Annotated in this window: 16 protein-coding genes; all 16 read right to left on the reverse strand. The window is 56.7% G+C overall.

Annotation, left to right across the window (positions count from 1 at the left end; translation table 11 throughout):
• Positions 1–134 precede the first annotated feature (134 nt).
• A complete protein-coding gene (locus HHJ18_RS01895) occupies positions 135–2168 on the reverse strand; it encodes a cbb3-type cytochrome c oxidase subunit I (RefSeq protein WP_296910974.1) in 2034 nt (677 codons plus the stop codon).
• A 2-nt stretch (positions 2169–2170) separates the two neighbouring features.
• Entirely contained in the window at positions 2171–2983 is an 813-nt protein-coding gene (gene ccsA / locus HHJ18_RS01900) for a cytochrome c biogenesis protein CcsA (RefSeq protein WP_296910976.1), read from the reverse strand.
• A 124-nt stretch (positions 2984–3107) separates the two neighbouring features.
• Positions 3108–4076 (reverse strand): cytochrome c biogenesis protein ResB, encoded by a 969-nt coding sequence (locus HHJ18_RS01905; RefSeq protein WP_296910978.1) that lies wholly within the window; start codon positions 4074–4076, stop codon positions 3108–3110.
• On the reverse strand, positions 4076–6673 hold the full coding sequence (locus HHJ18_RS01910) for a cytochrome c3 family protein (RefSeq protein ID WP_296910980.1): 2598 nt from the start codon (positions 6671–6673) through the stop codon (positions 4076–4078). Before HHJ18_RS01910 ends, HHJ18_RS01905 begins: the two co-directional genes overlap by 1 nt.
• Positions 6673–7749, reverse strand: a complete 1077-nt coding sequence (locus HHJ18_RS01915; RefSeq protein WP_296910982.1) for a 6-bladed beta-propeller — start codon at positions 7747–7749, stop codon at positions 6673–6675. The genes HHJ18_RS01910 and HHJ18_RS01915 overlap by 1 nt, the downstream gene beginning before the upstream one ends.
• Complete coding sequence (locus HHJ18_RS01920) at positions 7742–8746, reverse strand: hypothetical protein (protein WP_296910984.1); 1005 nt, start codon at positions 8744–8746, stop codon at positions 7742–7744. The genes HHJ18_RS01915 and HHJ18_RS01920 overlap by 8 nt, the downstream gene beginning before the upstream one ends.
• A 33-nt stretch (positions 8747–8779) precedes the next feature.
• Positions 8780–9214 carry a c(7)-type cytochrome triheme domain-containing protein gene (locus tag HHJ18_RS01925; RefSeq protein WP_296910986.1) on the reverse strand — a complete coding sequence of 145 codons (435 nt, stop codon included), beginning with the start codon at positions 9212–9214 and terminating at the stop codon, positions 8780–8782.
• Entirely contained in the window at positions 9211–9639 is a 429-nt protein-coding gene (locus HHJ18_RS01930; RefSeq protein ID WP_296910988.1) for a c(7)-type cytochrome triheme domain-containing protein, read from the reverse strand. Before HHJ18_RS01930 ends, HHJ18_RS01925 begins: the two co-directional genes overlap by 4 nt.
• A 121-nt stretch (positions 9640–9760) precedes the next feature.
• Positions 9761–10693, reverse strand: coding sequence for a hypothetical protein (locus HHJ18_RS01935; RefSeq protein ID WP_296910990.1), 933 nt, complete (start codon positions 10691–10693; stop codon positions 9761–9763).
• Between the two features lie 8 nt (positions 10694–10701).
• Positions 10702–11718 carry a hypothetical protein gene (locus HHJ18_RS01940; RefSeq protein ID WP_296910992.1) on the reverse strand — a complete coding sequence of 339 codons (1017 nt, stop codon included), beginning with the start codon at positions 11716–11718 and terminating at the stop codon, positions 10702–10704.
• Entirely contained in the window at positions 11667–13262 is a 1596-nt protein-coding gene (locus HHJ18_RS01945) for a c-type cytochrome (protein ID WP_296910994.1), read from the reverse strand. Before HHJ18_RS01945 ends, HHJ18_RS01940 begins: the two co-directional genes overlap by 52 nt.
• Before the next feature lie 8 nt (positions 13263–13270).
• Positions 13271–13768: a c(7)-type cytochrome triheme domain-containing protein gene (locus tag HHJ18_RS01950; RefSeq protein ID WP_296910996.1), complete on the reverse strand. Its 498-nt coding sequence runs from the start codon at positions 13766–13768 to the stop codon at positions 13271–13273.
• Entirely contained in the window at positions 13765–15795 is a 2031-nt protein-coding gene (locus HHJ18_RS01955) for a hypothetical protein (protein ID WP_296910998.1), read from the reverse strand. The genes HHJ18_RS01950 and HHJ18_RS01955 overlap by 4 nt, the downstream gene beginning before the upstream one ends.
• A 75-nt stretch (positions 15796–15870) precedes the next feature.
• The gene (locus HHJ18_RS01960; protein WP_296911000.1) at positions 15871–16920 is read right to left on the reverse strand and encodes a peptidylprolyl isomerase; all 1050 of its coding nucleotides are present in this window, start codon (positions 16918–16920) and stop codon (positions 15871–15873) included.
• A gap of 95 nt (positions 16921–17015) precedes the next feature.
• Positions 17016–17888, reverse strand: a complete 873-nt coding sequence (locus HHJ18_RS01965; protein ID WP_296911002.1) for a cytochrome c3 family protein — start codon at positions 17886–17888, stop codon at positions 17016–17018.
• Positions 17889–18131: 243 nt separating this feature from the next.
• Positions 18132–19370 carry a 6-bladed beta-propeller gene (locus HHJ18_RS01970; protein WP_296911004.1) on the reverse strand — a complete coding sequence of 413 codons (1239 nt, stop codon included), beginning with the start codon at positions 19368–19370 and terminating at the stop codon, positions 18132–18134.
• Positions 19371–19391 lie beyond the last annotated feature (21 nt).

Raw genomic sequence — 19391 nt, forward strand, 5'->3', positions numbered from 1 at the left:
ATGCCAGGCCTGTGAAAGACGTTGGGCGGCACTGTTGACCTAAACAAGTTGGAAATCATGCAATTTTTACGCCAACGTTACGTTTATTCGTACTTATTGTTGAGCTTGCGTCACATTGTTTGCCAAGAATTCCATCAGGGTGACTTTTTCTCGGTAATGGGACGGGGGACCGGGATTTTCTCAATTGCGGGAAGTGACTTATTGGTGAGCACTGTGGCCACCGACCCTTGTTTTTTCAAGTCCTCTTCCCATTCCCAAATTGCTGCATTGGCCTTGCGCAAATACGGATCGTCTGACTTGCTCAAATGTACGTAACTGCGCATTGCGCCCAACGCACCTTGCAAATCGCGCAAGCCTTCAAGCGCAACTGCCAGGCCAAAATACGCATTAAGTTGATCCCGCTTCAAGGCAGTGGCATTTTCAAACGATGTCCTGGCCATGTCGTAACGCTGCAAACCCAACAAGGCGAATCCCATGTTGACATGCGCTTCCGGCATCTTCGGGGCCAATTCGAGCACCCGATGCAATTGACTTGCCGCGGCGTCGTACTGCTTTAAATTGAGTGAGGCAACACCCTGAGAGAAAAGATGATCAATTTCGGACTTGCTTTTCAGTGTGGCCGGACCGATTGCATCTTTGCGCGGATCCGCGCCCTGCGCCGTAACGACGCCGCCACTGTCGGCTGGCCAATAAGCTAGCAGGGTGCCAAGCGTTACAGTCAATGCGGCCGTGAGCGCGATGGCCGACCACCGCACATCGCGCCGGTCCCGGCGTAGCGGTGTTGGCCGCGCCTTGGCTCGCAGGCTGCGCAAAATATTCAAGACAAACAGCGCAGCCCCGCTGATAGCCAGAAAGCCGCCCAGCCCGGCCAGGCTCATGGCTGCAAAATACGCCGGGTACTGAACGATGACATCAACATGCAAGGTTTTGCGCGGCACGCCAAGCCAACCCGACCAGGCAAGAGCCAGTGCCAGAATTACCAAGCCTGAGCCGTACAACACTGGCTGCCAGCGAACCAGACGCCCTTGATAGCCAACCAGCCCGAACGCCGGCAACAACTGGTAGCCGAGCGCCATATAGGCTAGGGTTACCGCGCCGACGGTGCCGTGGTAATGAGCGGGCACCATGGTCGTGTCGTTACGAATCATCGCGCCCAAAACGCATCCTAGCAAGAACAGCAGAATCGACATCAACAACGCTGGCGCTTGCGGCGCCGACCAAACGGCGCGCCCCGCCCGCTTGAGCTGCAGCAACAGGCGCAGCGCCAGCAGCGCGGCTGCTGGCCAGACGCCCAGAGCCATTAGCAGCGTGAAGGCACGCCGAAAATCAGGGCTGTCAATGGGATAGGCGAGGTAAATGAAAGGCACGACCAGAACCGGCGCAGCGGCCAGCACCAGCAGGCCAGCCAGCCACCGGCGCGGCGCAATAGGTTGCTCCAGTACCTGCTCGCCCAGAACGGTCCAGACACTCATCAGCAAGATCACATGGAGGAACTGCAGGACGTGGCCCGGACCCCACGCCAAAATCTCAAATGCCGCTTGGCTGGGCGGCCACTGCGCCTTGGCGATGGAGGTGATCAATGCGCCCAGCGCTGCCGCTGCGACAAGCAGTGACAGCAATGCGCCCAGACGCCAGGCCGGTGCTTCTTTTAATCGGCGCACCATGCCGCGCAAAGAAGCTACGCCGCACAGCGCAACAGCGGCAAGAAACAGCAACAGACCCGTGAGAAACATCGGATGATTGAGAACCGGCACGTAGTTGGCCAGCACCGGCGCGGCGGCGCCAAAAAATAGCGGTGTCACCATCGAGGCCAGTCCCGCCGCTGCCAGCGCCAGAACAGCCCAGCGTAAAGGGCTCGCCGCAACGCCAGCTGCCAGCGACCAAAAGCCGGAAGCGCACGCTAGAAACCAGACCACCACCGCGAGGCTGACATGAAGCACCAGGGCTCGGCCAAACAATTCGCCAGAAGTGGCGACTGTTCCGAACAAGGGTGTGCGCGCGGCAATCAGCAGCACGGCACACAGTGTCGAGAGCGCGAGTGCGCTCAACGCCAGCAGCAGCCAGCCCCCCGCCACGCCGCGCACATCGGGATGCACCCTTAGCGCGGACGGCCTATCTGTATCAGTGCCGCGAAAACCTGGCCGGTCGTATTGGGTTGCTGCAGGCATTTTCAAAACGTCCCTTGATGGGGTCGATCCGACAGAAATGGCACACCGAAAAACGTCAAAAAAGCAATGACAAACACTGCAAACGCCATCACCGACGACAGCCGGGGCGATGGCTTGTACGTCATGCGCAGATGCAATGCGAGTGCCAGCAACAGCCAAGTGATGAAGGCCCAGGTTTCAAGTGGATCCCAAGCCCAATAGCGCCCCCATGCGTCCTGCGCCCAAATAGCGCCGGCCACCAGCATCAAGCCGTTGAATATCAGCGCCAGCGCCATGAAGCGATAGGCCAGGTCATCAAGCCGCTTGTCTTCGGGCAGACGCAGAAACCAGGACGAGCCCGAAGCCGTGCGTCGCATCTGGATCACACCTGCCAGTCCAACCGCCACCAGCATCGAGCCCAGAAAAACTTTACCCAAGCCGACATGAATATACAACCAGGGCGTGCGAAACGTGCGCGGAAAATGCACTTCGCCAGGGCTCGACAGCATCAGCCAACCCATCATCACAAACAGTATGGGCATGACCACTGCCGCCGATGGCCGGATCGACGGAATACGCCAATAGGTGATGACGAACACCAGTACCAAACTCCAGATATTGCTCGACAGTATCTCGAACATGGAGACGAACGGCCCCTGCCCCAGCCGCTCCCAGCGGATCAGCAGTGCTGCGGTATGCAGCAACCAGCCGAACGCAATCAGCGCCAGCACGACTCGCTCCGGACACCTTTTCAGCACCACCGCGCCTATCGCCAGCGAGCCGCCCAGCACATAACAGATGATGGCTGCCCACAAGGTTCTCAGTTCAAGTTCCATTTAGTCTTTCCTGACGGGATGCTTTACTTTAAATTTATACAATTTTAGCCTCTAACGCTTATGCAGTATGCGTATCCCGCTATCAATTTAAGAGCTAATCGGCAAAATACATGCGCCATTCGGATTAATTTCTTTCTGTATTCCAGGGTGTTGACTCAAATTTGCGCCAAAAGTGCCAAGACAGACTCAGCACGCCAACCGCGCAGGCTGCCAGCATCCATGAAATGGTCCAGTCGTAAAAGAAACGGTATCCCATCCAGGTGCGCAGTTCCCGATACTCCAGCGTTCCATCGGCCAATGCGATGCGCTCACCGGGCTGCATTTCCCAGCGCGTTCCCTGATAACGCACGACAATTTTTCGCTGGTCCGGCAACTGAAAGCGCGAGGCGCGGTCCGACGGAATCAGGTTCTCTTCGACGTTGAGCATTACCCAGATATCTTCTTTGCTGCCGGCCGGTCGCCAACTCTGCGCCTGTCCGGTGGCATTGGCCGGGTAGCTCGGCAAGTGGACCGCCGCCAGCAACGCCTCGCCGTTCACCGGACGCCACAAAAACAAAGGAGCAAAGCCCTTGTTGGAAGTGGGATAGATGCGGTATCCGAGCAGCACCAGCGGTTTATTGATCTCTATCTCGCCAAAACGTTCCTCGCCATTGCTATCGTGCCAGCGCAGCCGGTTGATCAGCCGATCCAATATCGGGCCGGCCATGTAGGCGATCTCAAAGCCGTCGTTAACAAAATCAACTTCATCAATCCGCCCCATATGCAAAGGCCCTGCGTCCCGCGACTTCAAACCGGTAAAAGCCGCACCATCGGTGACCTCGGCGGTCCCTTTCAAGTACATCAATTGGCCAGCAGCCGCCAGCAGCACCAGCGCGATCAGCGCCAGATGAAAAACCAACAGTGGCATTTGCCTGCGAAACACACCATTGGTAACGACCGCAGCGATCAGATTAATGGCCAGTAACAGCAGCGGCGCAGCCAGCCAGGGCGCGGCAGCCTGATCGAGCTTATAAACAGCGACAGAGGCGATACCAAGCAGCAGCAGTCCAACCGGTGTGAATTTGAGTGATGCCAGCGCCAGAATCAGTCGCATCAGGGCGGCGAGTCGCAGGTGTTTCTCATGCCGTCTCTACCACCGTTGCAATTGTTCTCCGTCCAGTTGCTACCGCTTGGGAAGGAAGTGACCTTAATGAAGGCCTTACGGTAATACGGCCCGTTGGTGTAGCCGACGTTCTGGGCGGGAGTCACCGAGGTGCCCGCCGCAAGCCCGGCTTCAGGTCCAACGTCGTTGAGGTTGGCCAGCAAACCGCGGTTCTTCCAGCCATGGGGGACCGCCACATGGCAATAATTGCACTTGATGCCGCCACCGATTTTGTCCGAATGTATCCCATGGCCGTCGCCCTTGTCGGTGCTGAATCCGGTTCCACCGCCGTCCCTTGTCGCGTAATTAGTGGCATTGTGGCACTTGAAGCACAGAGCATCCGCTTGGCCTGTGCCGGTGGCGGCGTCATATTTTCCTTTAAGCAAAAAGTTGTTTTCCGAACCGTGCGGCCCCCAGGGTTTGCCGTTCTCGCTGGTGTTGGTGTTGCCCGCAGGCATAACAGTCCCCTGGCCCGTGGCCGAACCATGGCAGTCGGAGCAATACATGGTCTGAGTGCCGAGCGCCCCTGAATTGTTCCACGGCGGAAGCCACCTGCCTAAGCGGTTAACACCACGGCCGGTGGGCGCCATAACCGGGTGCCACGACCGGTGGTTGTTGTTGTTGGTCGTCGTAGCCACTGCAGAGGCGCCCGCGCCGCCATCGAAGCCGTTGCTGACCGTGCCGACTGGAACAGCATGCGTTAAAGGCGCCTGGAACTCCTTGGCCTGATTGGTGTAACGCGTGAAGTTGTTATGACCGTTTGAATTTGGTGGCGTCAACCCCAAACCGCCGAGCAGCGGGCGCGTTGCACCGTTCGGATAGATGTTGTCATCCGCGTATGCGTAGTTGGAATGGCACTTCAGGCAGATCTGGTATTCGCGCGTGACGTACTTTTCGCCCACCAGGTTGCTGGCACTTGCGCCAGGGTCCCCACGTTTGGCGTTAAAGCTCAGCGGCATTGACTGGAACGAATTTCCCCCGTAGACCGGCTCGACCCCAAACGATCCGCGCAGCACGCCGGAGATGACGTTGGTGTGCACATAGCCAGCGGCATCTTCATGGCGGTGAGTACCCGCCTTTTCGTTCGTATTGCCAGCGGAAAGAGGGCCCGGCAGCCCGTTTTGCGTCTTGATCACACGATGCGGATTGTGGCAATCGGAGCATTCAGCATGGCGGTTATTGGGATTATCCAGGCCGAGGCCGCTACGTGACTCCAGCAAGTCCTTGCCGCATTTGCCGGTAAGCTTGCTGCAATTGGTGTCGGGTCCATCGTTGAAAACACCACCGACGTTGTGCGTTTCGGTTCCTGCGGCCTGCTCGCTTGACTTGATAGGCATGTGTCGGCCGAGCGCGAAATCCGACTTGATATCCGGAATTGCGTTCGAGGATTGCGTGATGTAGCTCACCGCTGAATCGGCGCTGGTGGTGTGGCATTGGTAGCAGGTTTCTTCGAGCGCGGCGGCGCCACCGATCTTTGGTTTAGCGGCACTGTCGGTGCCTTCGCGCAGCAAACGGCGTGCGCCCTGCACAGTGTGCGTGTCGTGGCAATTCAGACAGCCGACCTGCCAGACTGGCGGATTGGCATTGGCAGGAATTCCAATTGACGAAGGAAATTCACGCTGCTTTGCCGCCTCAGGCGTATAGGTCTGCGTTGCAACCAGACTGTTGGCGTGCGCCGAAAAGGCCCAGGCACTGCCGCCCTTGTCATGGCAAGCCAGGCAGATGATGTCATTGGTCGCACTGAAGGCGCCGCCGACAGGCTGGGTTACCTGAAAGCGATTCATGCGCAAAAATTTGGCGTTGCCGTTGGTGGTGGTCTTGTCGCGTAAATGCGGATCATGGCAAGTCGAGCACTGCATCTGGTTGTTTTCCAGCGGCAGTTGAGGTTTCGCGGCCCCGGTGACGCGATTCCCGACGAGTGAACCATCGGGACTACGCAACTCGCCGTCCAGATTGGCAAGTGCAGCGTTATACGTGAATGAAATCGGATGATCGGCACTCAGATCAGTCCCCAGATTGCGGGTAAAGCCAGTCGCCGCGTTGCCCGGCACCTTGACGGGTGTGGGTGTGTTCATTGCAATCGTGGCGTTCTTCGCGCCATTGAGCGCATTGACTTTGTCGATGGCCATAGTGCCGTCATGGCAGGACAGGCAGAGCTTGGAACTGCCACCGGGCTGCGTAGCCAGTTCCGCCGCGTCGGCTTCCATTGAGGTGGAGGAGTAAAGCGTATAGGTCTGGCCGGACAATTTTCGGTTCCAGAGCGGCGCTCCTAGCGCAGTCGAGCCACCGCCAAAACTGATGGTTTCGGCTTCATGCGGTGTGTGGCAGAACACACAAACCTGCGTTTCCGAAGTCGCCTTTACGCTACGCGCCGGCACTGTGCCCCCAGATGGCGTAGCCGATCCGTCCGGCACGGCAGAGAAATTGTGTTTGGTTCCCCGCACGTCCGGAATTTTGTTAGTAGGAGCGATTTGGGCGTGCGTAAAGTTACCCACCAGCAGAAGAGCCAACATAAGCAAGGCCGCTGCAGGATATTTGGGTAACTGCATCAGGTACCTCCTAAAAGCTGAAAAATAGCAATCCGTCCATTGAACATATCGGCCACATAAATTCGTCCACGCGGGTCACTCCAGACGCCGGCCGGCAAGTAGAACTGGCCCACTTCTTTTCCGGTTCCACCGAGAGGCATCAAAAAGCTTCCTTCGCTGTTGAACACCAGTAAATTGTCGTAAAAAGATTCCACCACGTAAATGTTGCCTGAAGCATCCACCGTCACGCCCTTGGGCCGGGTGAAATTGCCAATAAACAGCCCGCGCTGCCCAAGCGTTCCTGTCACCTGACCCCGTGTGTCGTAGATTTGAACGCGAGCATTCATGCCGTCGGTCACGTACAGCTTGTCGGCGGCAAAAGCCAGATGGGTCGGAAAGTTCAGTTCACCTTCGCCCTCCCCGCGATGGCCTATGGTTTCCAGCAAAATACCGTTGTCATCAAAGACCTTGACGTCATGCGCGTGGGTATCAGACACGTAGATCCGGCCGCGTTGCGCATCGCGCGCCAAACCAGTGGGCCGCGTCAATACACCCTGGCCAAAACTTCCGATCGGCTTGCCTTCCCGGTCCAGGCGAAACACACCACCCAATTCGGCATCGGCGACCAGAATCTGCCCGCCCGCACCCATGGCGATCCCTATGGGCGTGACGAATCGTTTGTTTGGCATAGCCCGGTTCCACACCAGCAACTTGCCAGCCGCCTGGTCAAACACAAACACCGCATGGTTGCTGACGTCGGTGACGTAGATGCGGCCGTCGGCATCAACCGTCCCGCTTTGTGGCCGCTTTAATGCGGTACGGTCCTCGTCACCATCGAACAGCCCGACCAGCCAGGCCAGCACTTTCATGCCCTTGCTGCGTGTATCACCTGTTTCGGGGACGAAATTCTGTTCACCGACCAATTCGCCAACATAACCGTAGCGAGGCGTTTCCGGAGCTGCCGGCCAGGTTGCCGTCGTACCGCCAGCCCGCTGCTCCGGGTCGAAGCGCATGACGTATTTGGTCTCGGCACAGCCGGACAGCGCCAGCCACGACGCGAGCAATAGCAAAAATGGACCGAAAATCAGCCTATTCACTTGAGGAAGCCTTCTTTTGGGGAGGTGCGATGCGAAATATTTGGATGCGCGCATGCACACTGTCCGCAACATGAAGCATGTTTTGTTCCACCCACAAGCCAGTGATGCGGTTGAAACTGGGCGGTACCGCACCACCGCCGACAAAGCTTGTCAGCAATTCCCCATTTTCAAAGACTTTGATCGTATTGTCGAAACTGTCACTTACAAAAACGCGGTTAAAGCGGTCAACTGCAATAACGCCAGGCATTTTCAATAAACCGGAACCAAGCGTATATCGATCCCGCCCGTCTCGACCGATGACCACAATTTTGCGGCCAACACGGTCGACAAGGTACAGGCCATCAGGTCCGCTCGCCAGCGCTTCGATACTTCGGCTCTCATCAGAGCGAAGGACCGACAAGACGCGGCCCAGGCTATTAAAAACGACGACATGATTGCGCAAACTATCGGCGACCAGCACCTCCCCATTGGACGCGTCCACCAGAACCCCAACGGGACGAGCGATCTCAAGCGCATTGTCAAAGCTGCGCAGCAGTCTGCCATCTACAGAGTAGTGCAACACCTTTTGCGACCCAATGTCGGCCACATAAAGTGACAGGTCCGACGCGACCGCGATGTTGCCCATTGCCCCGCCAGCATAGTCAGCAAACGAGGTCATGCTCTGCTGGGCGGTGTCATAGCGATAGATCTTTCGGCGACCGGCATCGGCCACAAAGACGTAATTGCCACGCGCTGCCACCGCAGCAAGAGATATCCACTGAAGATTTCCGGAAAAGTCGGGCTTGCGTGCAAAGGGGCTCAGCGGATCGGGAAGCGCACTGACGCGCGCACCTGTCAACGTTGACCAATGCGTCAACAACGATTGCTTACCCGCTTCGCCACTGGAACGCGGCGCTGATGGCGATGCGGCGCAGCCCAGCGTCAACGCACCGGCCCCAAACAGCATACCGAGGCACCATGCGCGGCGAGGGTGAAGAAGCTCGGATTTTTTCATCATGAACGCTCAGTTTCTTTCTAATGGCAATTTACGCTACCACTTCCCCGGGCCCGTTGTGGAGTCGCCGCCATAGATGCCACTGGGCAGGCCAGGTTTTCCTGAATGGCACAAGTCGCAATTCGCCGCCCCCCATGCGACCTGGTCGTTATGGCACATGCCGCAAAACTTGCCATTGATGATGTCGGACATCAACACATCGTTGCTCCCAGCGCGCATCTTGAAGCCAAGTTCGGAATGACAGACTTTGCAGCGAAAGCGGATGCGATGAAACCAATGCGGAAAAACCACCGGTCGAACACCCTCTTTTTCTGCGCGCTTGTTTAGCACCACATCTCCATATTCGGCATGCACCGGAATAGAGACGGCAGCCAGCCAGAGCGCAAGCGCACTGCCCAGCGCGCACTTGACCAAGTGTGTGCACCTTGTCGCGCCCCTGCTGTATTTGCGCCAGAGACAGACGGCTTTCATTTCCGCTCCACGCTATGGCAACGCTTGCACTCGGTCAGCGGAAAAGAAACCGCTCCGTGACACACGCCGCAATATTCGCCTTGCAGTATCTGAAACATGTTCATCTGCTTGGTGCCACCGGCCTTGGACTTGAACAGCTGCTCATGGCAATTGCTACAGTCCAGCCATTCGGTATGCTGCTTGTGGGGGAAGCGCACCATAGGCATTTCGCCGGTGCGCGGCATGATCACATCCTGATCCAACACCTTGATCTTGGTATCCGGCAAGATATTGGTTCGCGGAGCGATCAGGCCCTGCTCAAGCGCCTGAACCCAACGGACGCGATTGCCCACCGCATCGGGAGGCAGTTTTGCCAGCGCCTCTGCAGGTTCCTGCAGTAGCTTGATAGCAGGATTGGCGGGATCATGCACGCCGTCTTTGGCCAAGGGAAGGCGGTCAGCAGCCAAGGCGGCGCCTGCAAACAAACACGCGGTCACGACCCAAAGCCGGATTGATATGCTGCGAAGGATGTGCCCTGAAAGCATCGACATGACCGCCTCTATTTTTCTATCCTGGAATATAGACACCAGCACTGCGGATGGCGCGCACCAACTCTTTGGTCGAGTCCTCCAACAGCTTGACCCCCGACTCGTAATCTTTCTTGGCCGCCATCCCTTCGGCATTTCCGCGTAAAACCGCCGCCTGTTCAAGGGACTTCTGCACCATCCCATCGAGTCCCGCATTACTGGCACGCTTCTCATCAAGCAAGACCTTGACCAGCATCTTGTGCGTATCGTTGCGATCAACCTCGTAGCGATACTCTTCTTCCTTGCTCGCAAAATTAAGCGAACGCACAAGGGTATCGCCTTCGCGCAAACCTTCTATTGCCTTTCTGGCCGTTACATAAACTTTATCAAGCAAGACGCGGCCCTGGTCGATTTTTCCGGCGGCGGCAAGCGCGGCGGCTTCGCGTGCCTGCGCTTCCATCGCGCTTGTGTTTTCCGCGCCCTTTGAGCCCTGATTCTTTTCCGTATTTATGCGCTTCAATGCTGCCAGCAAGGCCTTTACACTCTCCATACGCCCGTCAAAGTCGCTTTTATCTTTCGCCCCGGTGACCTGTCCCGGAGAAGCCAGATGAACACCCTCAAACATCAGTTTTGCTGCCTGATCCAGCATGCGGGACGCTTCAACAGCGTTGCCCGCCTTGTACGCATCTTCTGCCTGCTTACGCAATTCACGCGCTTTAACGCGCAAAGCAAGAGCCTCAGGGACCGCACTACTTTCAATCTGCTTCGCAGCCGACGATTTTTCAATCAATGTTGAAACCGATGCCAAACGGCGCTCTAACTGCTCCTTGTCCTCCGGCGTGCGGGCAGGACGTGCTGCGGGTACGGCAGGCGGATTGACAACCTGCGCCGGTTCGGCGGCGCCCGCTGATGCCATGGGTAGACTGGCACTCCACAGCATCAGCATCATGCTTTTTTTGAGATTTTTTTTCATAATAGACTTCACGGAGGGACCTCGGATGAATGCGGTACGACCACTCCAGCAATGCGCAATGAGCGCTGCAAATGGCTGGTCGCGCCTTCTATCGTTTTCACGGCAGCGATGTAGTCTTGACCGCTTGCCTGCTTCTGCGCAATAACGCGAAGGTCGCGGCTCTGCTGCGCGTAGTGCTCGGCAACTACAGCCGTTTCACGCACCGTATTGAGCTGTGCGATGGCGATCGGAATCAATTCTTCGTAACTGCGGTTGCGAGCCAATTCGTGTCTAAACTCCTCAGCCGGCAAATCGAACTTCAGCCCGTACACAATTGTTTCTGCCGCAAGTATCTTATTCAATGTCGCGACGACGCTCTGGTAGGCGCTATTCAATACCACGTTAGCTTCGTCCTGATTGCCACCCAGAATCAGCGCGTCGGCCTTGTCCACCATGCCGTCAATTCGGTCGACATCGGCAACGACCGTGGAGGCCTGCAGTTTTTTGGGGGACATGCGGCTTGAAAGGCCCTTTTGCTGCATTTGAAACGTACGTATCGCTTCGCGCAATTGCGTATTGCGGCTGCGTTTTTGCGCAAGCTGTTGCACAGGATCAGGTACCAGAGATGATGCTGCAGCGATTTGCCGCAACGACTCATCGAGTAGCAGCATCGCAGCTTCCCCGCGACTGGCATTGAACTCGGTTTCCGCCTTTGCATACCGAGCCTGTGCCTCAGCCAGTTTCCTTTTCGCTTGAGCGTTGTTGCTCTGGGGTATGCGCAGGACTGCCGGTGATAGCGACAGCAATTGCTTGACCAATCGCAGTTTGCGCTCCAGCGTCGCACGGAAAGAATTGGCGCGGACCTCGACGCCGCCTGTCGCATCGGGTTTGGCAAGTACAACAGAAACCGGTTCGGCAGCCGCGGCCGCATCCGCAGCCGCACCAGCCAGCATCAGACCGAACCATGCAAAAGACGCGGTTATCCGAAAATTTCTCATGGCTTGGCTGCCGCCTTCACAACTGGCGTTTTGGTCTTCGAATGGCAACGACGGCAGTCCGATACTGGAAAAGCAACTTTGCCGTGGCAAACGCCACATTTCTGACCGAGCAGAATGGCCGCCATGCTGATCTGGTTAGCGCCCTTTTGCGGGATAAAAATTGCAGGATGACAGTTCGAGCAATCCAGCCACTGCGTGTGCTCTTTGTGGGGATAGACCACATCTGGCATCGAGCCTTTGACTTCACGCACGATGTTCATGTCCATCACCATCGGCTTGGCATTCGGGTCGATGCGGTCAAAGCGCGGATTGATCTTGTTTTCATTGAGAGACTTGACCCAGTCCACCCGATTCCCATCATTGCTCTTGGTCAGCGCCCCGAACGCGGCCAGCGGCGGCTGCAGCGACAGCGTGCCGTCGTTCGCGGGGTCGTGAATGCCATCTTCAGCCGGTGGCAGGTTTCGCTTTGCTGCCGGCTGCATGAGTCGATTAAAGGTATTCACACCGCCTGCGGCTGCAACCGTTGGTGGACCTGCAGGGGCTGCGGCCGCGGGTGGTGCTTCAGCTGGGGCCGCAACCGGCGCTGCAGCTGCGATTTTGGTCGAAGCATCTGCCGGTGGCGCGGCGGCCTCGACGCTCTTCGCGCCAGAACCCGATTGACTGACGATGTATTTGACCGCAGACTGCATTTCGGCATCGGTCAGCTTGGCGTTTCCGCCTTTTGCTGGCATCGCGCCCTTGCCCTTGGTTGCATTGGCGACCATAGCAGCCTGACCGGCTTTGATGCGTGGCGCCCATGCAGCAGCGTCGCCAAGTTTGGGCGCACCCGCCGCGCCAGTTGCATGACAAGCTCCGCAGGTGCTGTCGTAAACAGCCTTGCCGTTAGCATCTCCACCGGCCGCAGCCACCACCGCTGGCGCCGCAGGGGCTGACGGAGCAGCCGCCTCGGCATTCTTCGTACCAGAACCCGATTGACTGACGATGTATTTGACCGCAGACTGCATTTCGGCATCGGTCAGCTTGGCGTTTCCGCCTTTTGCTGGCATCGCGCCCTTGCCCTTGGTTGCATTGGCGACCATAGCAGCCTGACCGGCTTTGATGCGCGGCGCCCATGCGGCAGCGTCGCCGAGTTTGGGCGCACCCGCCGCGCCGGTCGCATGACAAGCACCGCAGGTACTGTCGTAGACAGTCTTGCCGTTGGCATCGCCACCGACCGCAGCTACAACCGCGGGCGCACCAGCTGCTGCTGGGGCGGCCGCCTCGGCACTCTTCGCGCCCGAACCCGATTGACTGACGATGTAATTTACCGCAGCCTGCACCTCGGCATTGGACAAGCTGGCGTTTCCGCCTTTTGCCGGCATCACGCCCTTGCCTTTGATGGCGCTGGCAACCAGAGCTTTTGAACCGGCCTTGATACGCGGCGCCCACGCAGCAGCATCACCCAGCTTGGGCGCGCCCGTAGCGCCCGTGCCATGACAGGCGACACAGGTGCGGTCGTAAATGGCTTTTCCGTCTGGCGGGCTCGCTGCATTGACCTGCACACAGAGCAGCGACAACAAAACTGCCCCAAGCCGCACAATTAATTTATTCATGATGCGTCCTATTTCTTCTGCTGGGTTTGCGGCTTCGCAGGCGCAGCTGCGGCAGCCGGCGCCACCAGCGAATTGATGGTGCTTTGGTGCACCTGGGTCGGCGTGCGGGGTTTGCCGGAGTGGCACAGGTCGCAATTTTCTACCGACCACGCTATGCTGCCGTTGTGACAAGCGCCACAATACTGGCCATCAATAATCTTGACCATGTCAATTTCATTGCCGCCCGCTTTGAACTTGAAGCCCAGGTCGGCGTGACATACTTTGCAGCGAAATCGGATACGGTGAAACCAATGAGGAAATACGGCAGGTCGCATGCCAGCAGCATCGGAATAGTTGTTGATGACAATGTCACCATACTCGGCGTTAGCCGTCTGCATGGTGAACAGGCCGCCCACCAAGATCATAAGTATTAGCAGCCCCCTTTTGATGGCTGAGCCGTATATCTTCAACGTTATCATTCCAATAATCCTCTCATAGATACCAAAAGCAAAAATCAAAAGACTCAAAACGTGCGAGTCACGGAAAATAATATGGACCGGTTCAGGGTCGTGGCGCGCTGCACGGCTGCTGTAGTGGCCCTGGGGACGGAGTTTCTCGCTATCAGCATGTTCAACCTCAACTGGGTGCGCCCAATTGAGTAGTCAAAACGGTTTTCCCATGCCGCGGTTTCCTGGTCTTGCGGGCCGCCCAGCAGCGGCAGCAATGCCTGACTGTTCAGCCGCAGGTCCGATACGAAGCGCAGACGCCGGACGCCGAATACGCGTTGGTGTTGATAGGTCAATGAACCGCCGGAGGTCGTTACAAAACCATGCTGCTCGCTGGAGTTCTGTTGCAGGATTCCCAGCTCGGTCGTGTTACCAAGGATCGCGAATTCTTGACGCACCCCTTGAATAGTAAGATTTCCGGTCCACGAGCTGTACTCGCCAGTCGGCAGATTGCTTGACGCCTGCAAATTGATAAGCTGGAAAAACTCCTTCCGGCCGCTTACGGTGCGCGAATCACTCGCACTGAGCCGTATCATCGCGTCCCCTGGCTCCTTGCTAATGTTCCATGACAAGGAACCGCTGTGGGTCAATCGCAAGGTCGATCCGGAATCCTCGCTGAAAGTACCGTCACTCAAAGTAGTGCGATTTGAATTTCCGCTGCTCGCCACAGCTGCAACGCTTTGCGACAAGTCCATAGAAACCGTCGATATCGGGCTGACAGTGAAACTGCGACTCAGGCCGTGGCTCAATTGCAGGGAGACCTGACGGCTTGCCTCTTCGCTGCCCGTGGTGTTGGTAAAGCTGCTCCCGGCGGACCAGTTGTAGCGGAACTTGCCCAGCTCGGTGAAATCGGGTTGATAGGTTGCACCGATGGTTTGATTCGTGTTGTTGCTTCGCAGTCCGTTAGTTGTAATCAGATTTACATTGGCGCCCGCATTGAGTCGGGTAAATCTGCTGAGTTCGTAGTTGATGCCCAGATTGACGTTCGCGTTGCTGTTGCGGGCTCCAGCAGAGTTGCCGTCAAATCCAAAACTGGTATCGCGAAAGCCAGTGCTGTCAGATGCCAGCGTGAACAGCCGGGCACCGCCAGTAACCGTCAACGGCTGATCGTCCGGGCGCCAGAAAGCCAGAGTACTCAGTTGCGTAATGCGGGTGTTATTGTCCCCACTTACAAGGTGATAGTTGGACCGACTGATGTTGCTCATGCTCTCCACCGAAAGTGACGAGCTCGGTGTGTAGCTGTGCTGTAAGGTCAAATTGTTTTGAACCGCAGACTCATCAGTATCCTCATGCGTGTTGACCGAGCGGTTGCCAATCAACTGCATGCGCTGATTTTGCAGCGCGTGCGAAATACTCAGTTGCCAACTGTCTTGCTGGTCGCGACCATTCAGGTCGCTGTCTTGCGTGCTACGGTCCCAGCCAAACATCGAGTCGCCCTGCGACTGTGTGTAATGCTGAGAAAAGCCGTAGCGTTGACTGGCGTACCCATTGCCGATAGCCAGTTGGCTGGAGATACGGCTGTCATTGCGATTGAAATGCGCTTCGAACGGAAATCGGCTTTGCGGCAGTATCGACAATTGTCCGCCGCCGGTCAGAATGACGTTGCGGCTTTTGTTGCTATTGCTGTTGCCGAACTCCGTCGCATTGCTGTCGCTGCTGGACTTTGCAAACGTCAGTCCGACGTTGCCGGTCAGTTGCGAAAACCACGGCTGCCAAATAAAAGTTTGGGTACTGGCGTTCAGCGTCGTGCTGAATCCATGCTGCGTCCTGGTTTGATCTCCAACGGTATCGCGCCTAAGGTCGTAGGACACCGCGCCGCCAATGCGCACCGGGGGCAAGGCCCAAACGTTTCCCTGTGTCGTTTCTCCATCAGCAGTGCCGCCACTCTGCAAAGGCCCCGGTTGCTCGATAGGACCGGAATCTCTATTTTGTGAAGCCCCATCCGCTGAAGGCAAGGCCGAGCGACCTACACCCGGCCACAGCAAAGCCACCACTGCCATCAACAAAGTCGGCGAGAAGACCCCATGCTTTACCAGTCGATCAGACACACTACACCTTGCTTGTTTAAGCAGGCACAACCACGCGCCTGCCGGCATGACCTAACGGTGCCCCGTGCCCTCCAATTACTTTGACTTTGCCTTTGCCTTTGCCAGCGGCAGAAAACCCGACTGATCAACCTCCGCCGGGGTTTTTTTCTTCAGATCTGCCACGAAGGTGTTCCATGCCGCCTCGCTCTGATCTCTTTGCGCCAATTCCTGCGCACGCACCTTGACCTCGTCAAACGGGTGTGCCTGTGCTGGTTTGCGATCAACCATTCGAAACACGGCGATTCCCTCCAGCAAGCGCAACGTCTCCGTGGTCTCGCCGGCCTTTAGTTTACTAAGCACCTCCTGAGTACCGTCGGGCAGCATGCCTTCGTGCAGGTAACCCATGTCGCCGCCCTGCTTGGCAGAGGGGTCCGCCGAATGCTTGCGCGCCAGCTCTGCAAAATCGGCACCGCCGCGCAATAGCTTGACTAGACTTTTCGCTTCTTCATCGGTCTTGACCCATGTCTCTTTTGGCGACGATGGATCGACCTTCAACAATATTGCTGAAACACGAAGCTTCTCAGGCTCGGTGAATTTTTCGGGATGCTTGAGAAAATACGTTTTCGCATCCTTCACGTCAGCCTTGACATTGGCGCGCGTTGCGGCCTCAAGCTGACCCAGAATGTTGTCTTCTTCCAGACGCGCTGTGAGGCCCGGCAGCACTTGCGCACGGTTCTTTTTCCACTGCTCGCTGTTGGCATAACGCTGCTCATAAGTCTGCATAGTCTTCTGAATTTCGGCAGCATCCGGGCGCAGGCCGCGCCGTTTGGCTTCGCGCAGCAGCAGCACGCGCGCAACCAGCTTGTCGCCTACTTCACGTTGCAGCACTGCGATTTCGTTCTCAGGCGGTTTGCCGTGATAGAACTTGCCGCGCGAGGCGGTACCGAAAGCTTCGTCGTATTCTTTGCGGGTAATGACCGTGTCGCCTACCTTGGCGAACACACTGTTCGGCCCGGCTGTGCTGCCGGCTTTGGCCGGAGTTGCAGAAGCTGCTGGAGCTGCTGGAGCTGCAACAATATTGCTGGTGCCCAGCATAGCGAACGACAGCATAGCTGCGTTGCATAGATATTTTTTCGCTATTCTCATATTCAAGAAACCTTTCGTTCTCGGGCAAAACCTGCCCCAAACAAGAGGGAGACAAGATGCTTGTCTCCCTCTTAGGTGCCTTAGCAATCCACTATTTATTTAATGTGGCAAGCCAGGCAAACTGCGCTGTTGGTATTGGCAACACGCAGGAAAGTCGGGTTCTCGCTATGGGGGTCATGGCAGCTCGCGCATTCAACCAGAGCCTGGTTGCCAGTAGCCCCGGGGACCGGGCTGGTACCAGTTGCAAGACGGGTGTAAAGCTGCATGTCGGTCTTCTCACGAGTGCCGGCAGCTCCGGTCCCTGGAGTATCAACCCACCAGACGTCATTACCGTTCAGGTTTGACCACTGGACGCCACGGAAATCTTTATCCCTGAATCCGCCGTCTGCGACTGCGGCTGCAGGATACGCAATGTTTCCGGGCATACCGCCACCATACTGAATACCGATCGGATGATCGTTCCTCAGATCCGTTCCAATATTGGTAATAACCCCTGCACCAATTTTGCCGTCGGCGGTCAGGTTTCCTTGACCAGTCACGGGAGTGATGTTGAGGCCAGCAACTGTAGTGCCTGATCCAGGCTGATTGATCATCACGTTCATGGCCTGCCCGCCATCATGACAGGACAGACAAGCCAGCGAAACCGAACCTACCGGAGCCGTCGCTCCGTCTAAGCTGGAAGTGCCCAGACTGTTGTAGGTCTGATATGTAGTCGGCGCCGCCAGAACACGATTCCACAAAGGCACAGCGGCGGAGATATCCGCGCCGTGCGGCGTATGGCAGAACACGCAGATTTCCTGGGTACCGGTAAACTTGTTAGCACCAGTACCGAGGGCTCCAAGGTTGTGCTTGGTATTAGCAATACCCGCCAACGCCGGCGCACTGCCCAGCACTCCCAGCGCCAGCAACGCAGTGGCTACGCCACCTGCCCAGCGCGCTCGCCCATCTTTAAATAAACTCATTTTCATGATTTCCTAACCTACCTTTCTTGGTAACCACGTTTTCAAGACCACTCTCTCCAACCCGGATTGTTTAAGTACACCTTAAAGCATGCAAATAACAGGCCAAGTGCCTACTTGATCCACATCAAGGAATTTCTGTGACACACTGATTTTTCTACGCATCGGCACCTCCCTAATTCCTGAAAACGAGAATCACATCCCAAAGACTGGAAACTTCTCCGGGCAGAGGAGGGGCTTTAAACCACACAGCTACTTTTTCGCCGCGGCTTGCTTCTTCACTGCGAAGCCGGCATCGGCCGCGAGTTTGGCGGGCCGGTAAATGTCTACCTTGCGATAGAACTGGTCGACCACATAGACTCGGCCGTCACCATCAATCGCGATGCCTGAGGGAAGCAGGTATTTCGCCATACCGTCCTTTTCCGCACGGTTACCCACTGACAGCAACAACTTGCCATCGGGTGTAAAAATCTGAAAGTTACCGAATGCGCTGTCGACGATATAGACATTGCCGTCCGGGTCAGTGGCAACTTCCTTGGGTCGGGAAAATTGCCCGCCCTGCCTTCCTATGCCACCAAACACCCGGACAAACGTACCGTCTGACTTAAACACTTGCACACGGAAATTGGCGCCATCAACGACGTACAGCAAGCCGTCTTTTCCAATTGTCACGTCTCTCGGCAAATTGAACTCTCCCGGGGCCGAACCGCGCTTACCGATGTCGAGCAAGTGCTTGCCGCTTTGCGCGTCGAACACACGCACCCGATGGTTTTCGCTGTCGATGCCGCCGGCATCTACTACGTAAATCCGGCTTCCCTCTGCGTCCACCGCAATGCCCACCGGCCGGGAGAACATTTTCGCCTCGCCTACAGTACGCAGGAATTTACCGTCCTTGTCGTACACCTGAACATGTTTGGCGGAACTGTCGACCACATACAGATTGCCCTGACCATCGACGTCAAGACCCAACGGCGTCTCCAGTCGGCCCAACTCGTCCTCGCCGATCTTGAAATAGCGCTGATTCGGGATATCGAATACCGAGACATAGCGAAGGGCCGTGTCACTGACAAAAACACGACCATGGAAGACCGCAACACCATACGGCTTACCCATGCCTTCGCCAATCCTGGGTTCGCCGGTAAACAGCCGCCTTAAATTGGCATTCTTGTCTTCAGCAACGACATCAGCGCTGGTGTAAATGGAGCGTTCAAAAAAGAACCGCGCTTCGTCGGGCGGCGGCGGAAACACCGGAATTTCCTGCTCTTTGAGAGACTGCTGTGGCAGCGCGCAACCCGCAACGAGCACTACGAAAATCAGTTGAAGGATGCCCAGGGAGGTTTTGCTGGAAGTTGGAATTCTCATTTTCGTCTTTCCTTCGTCAGGTTGTGGCGGACACAACCGCAAAACGGTTGTGAGAGGGCACTTGCAAGCAAACACCGTACCACCTGACAACACTCTCTTGGATTGTGCGAGATCCCATGAGCTGGTCATTTCAGTGTGAGACCTTTCCCG

Source organism: Polaromonas sp. (assembly GCF_012927455.1).
GTDB lineage: Bacteria > Pseudomonadota > Gammaproteobacteria > Burkholderiales > Burkholderiaceae_C > Polaromonas.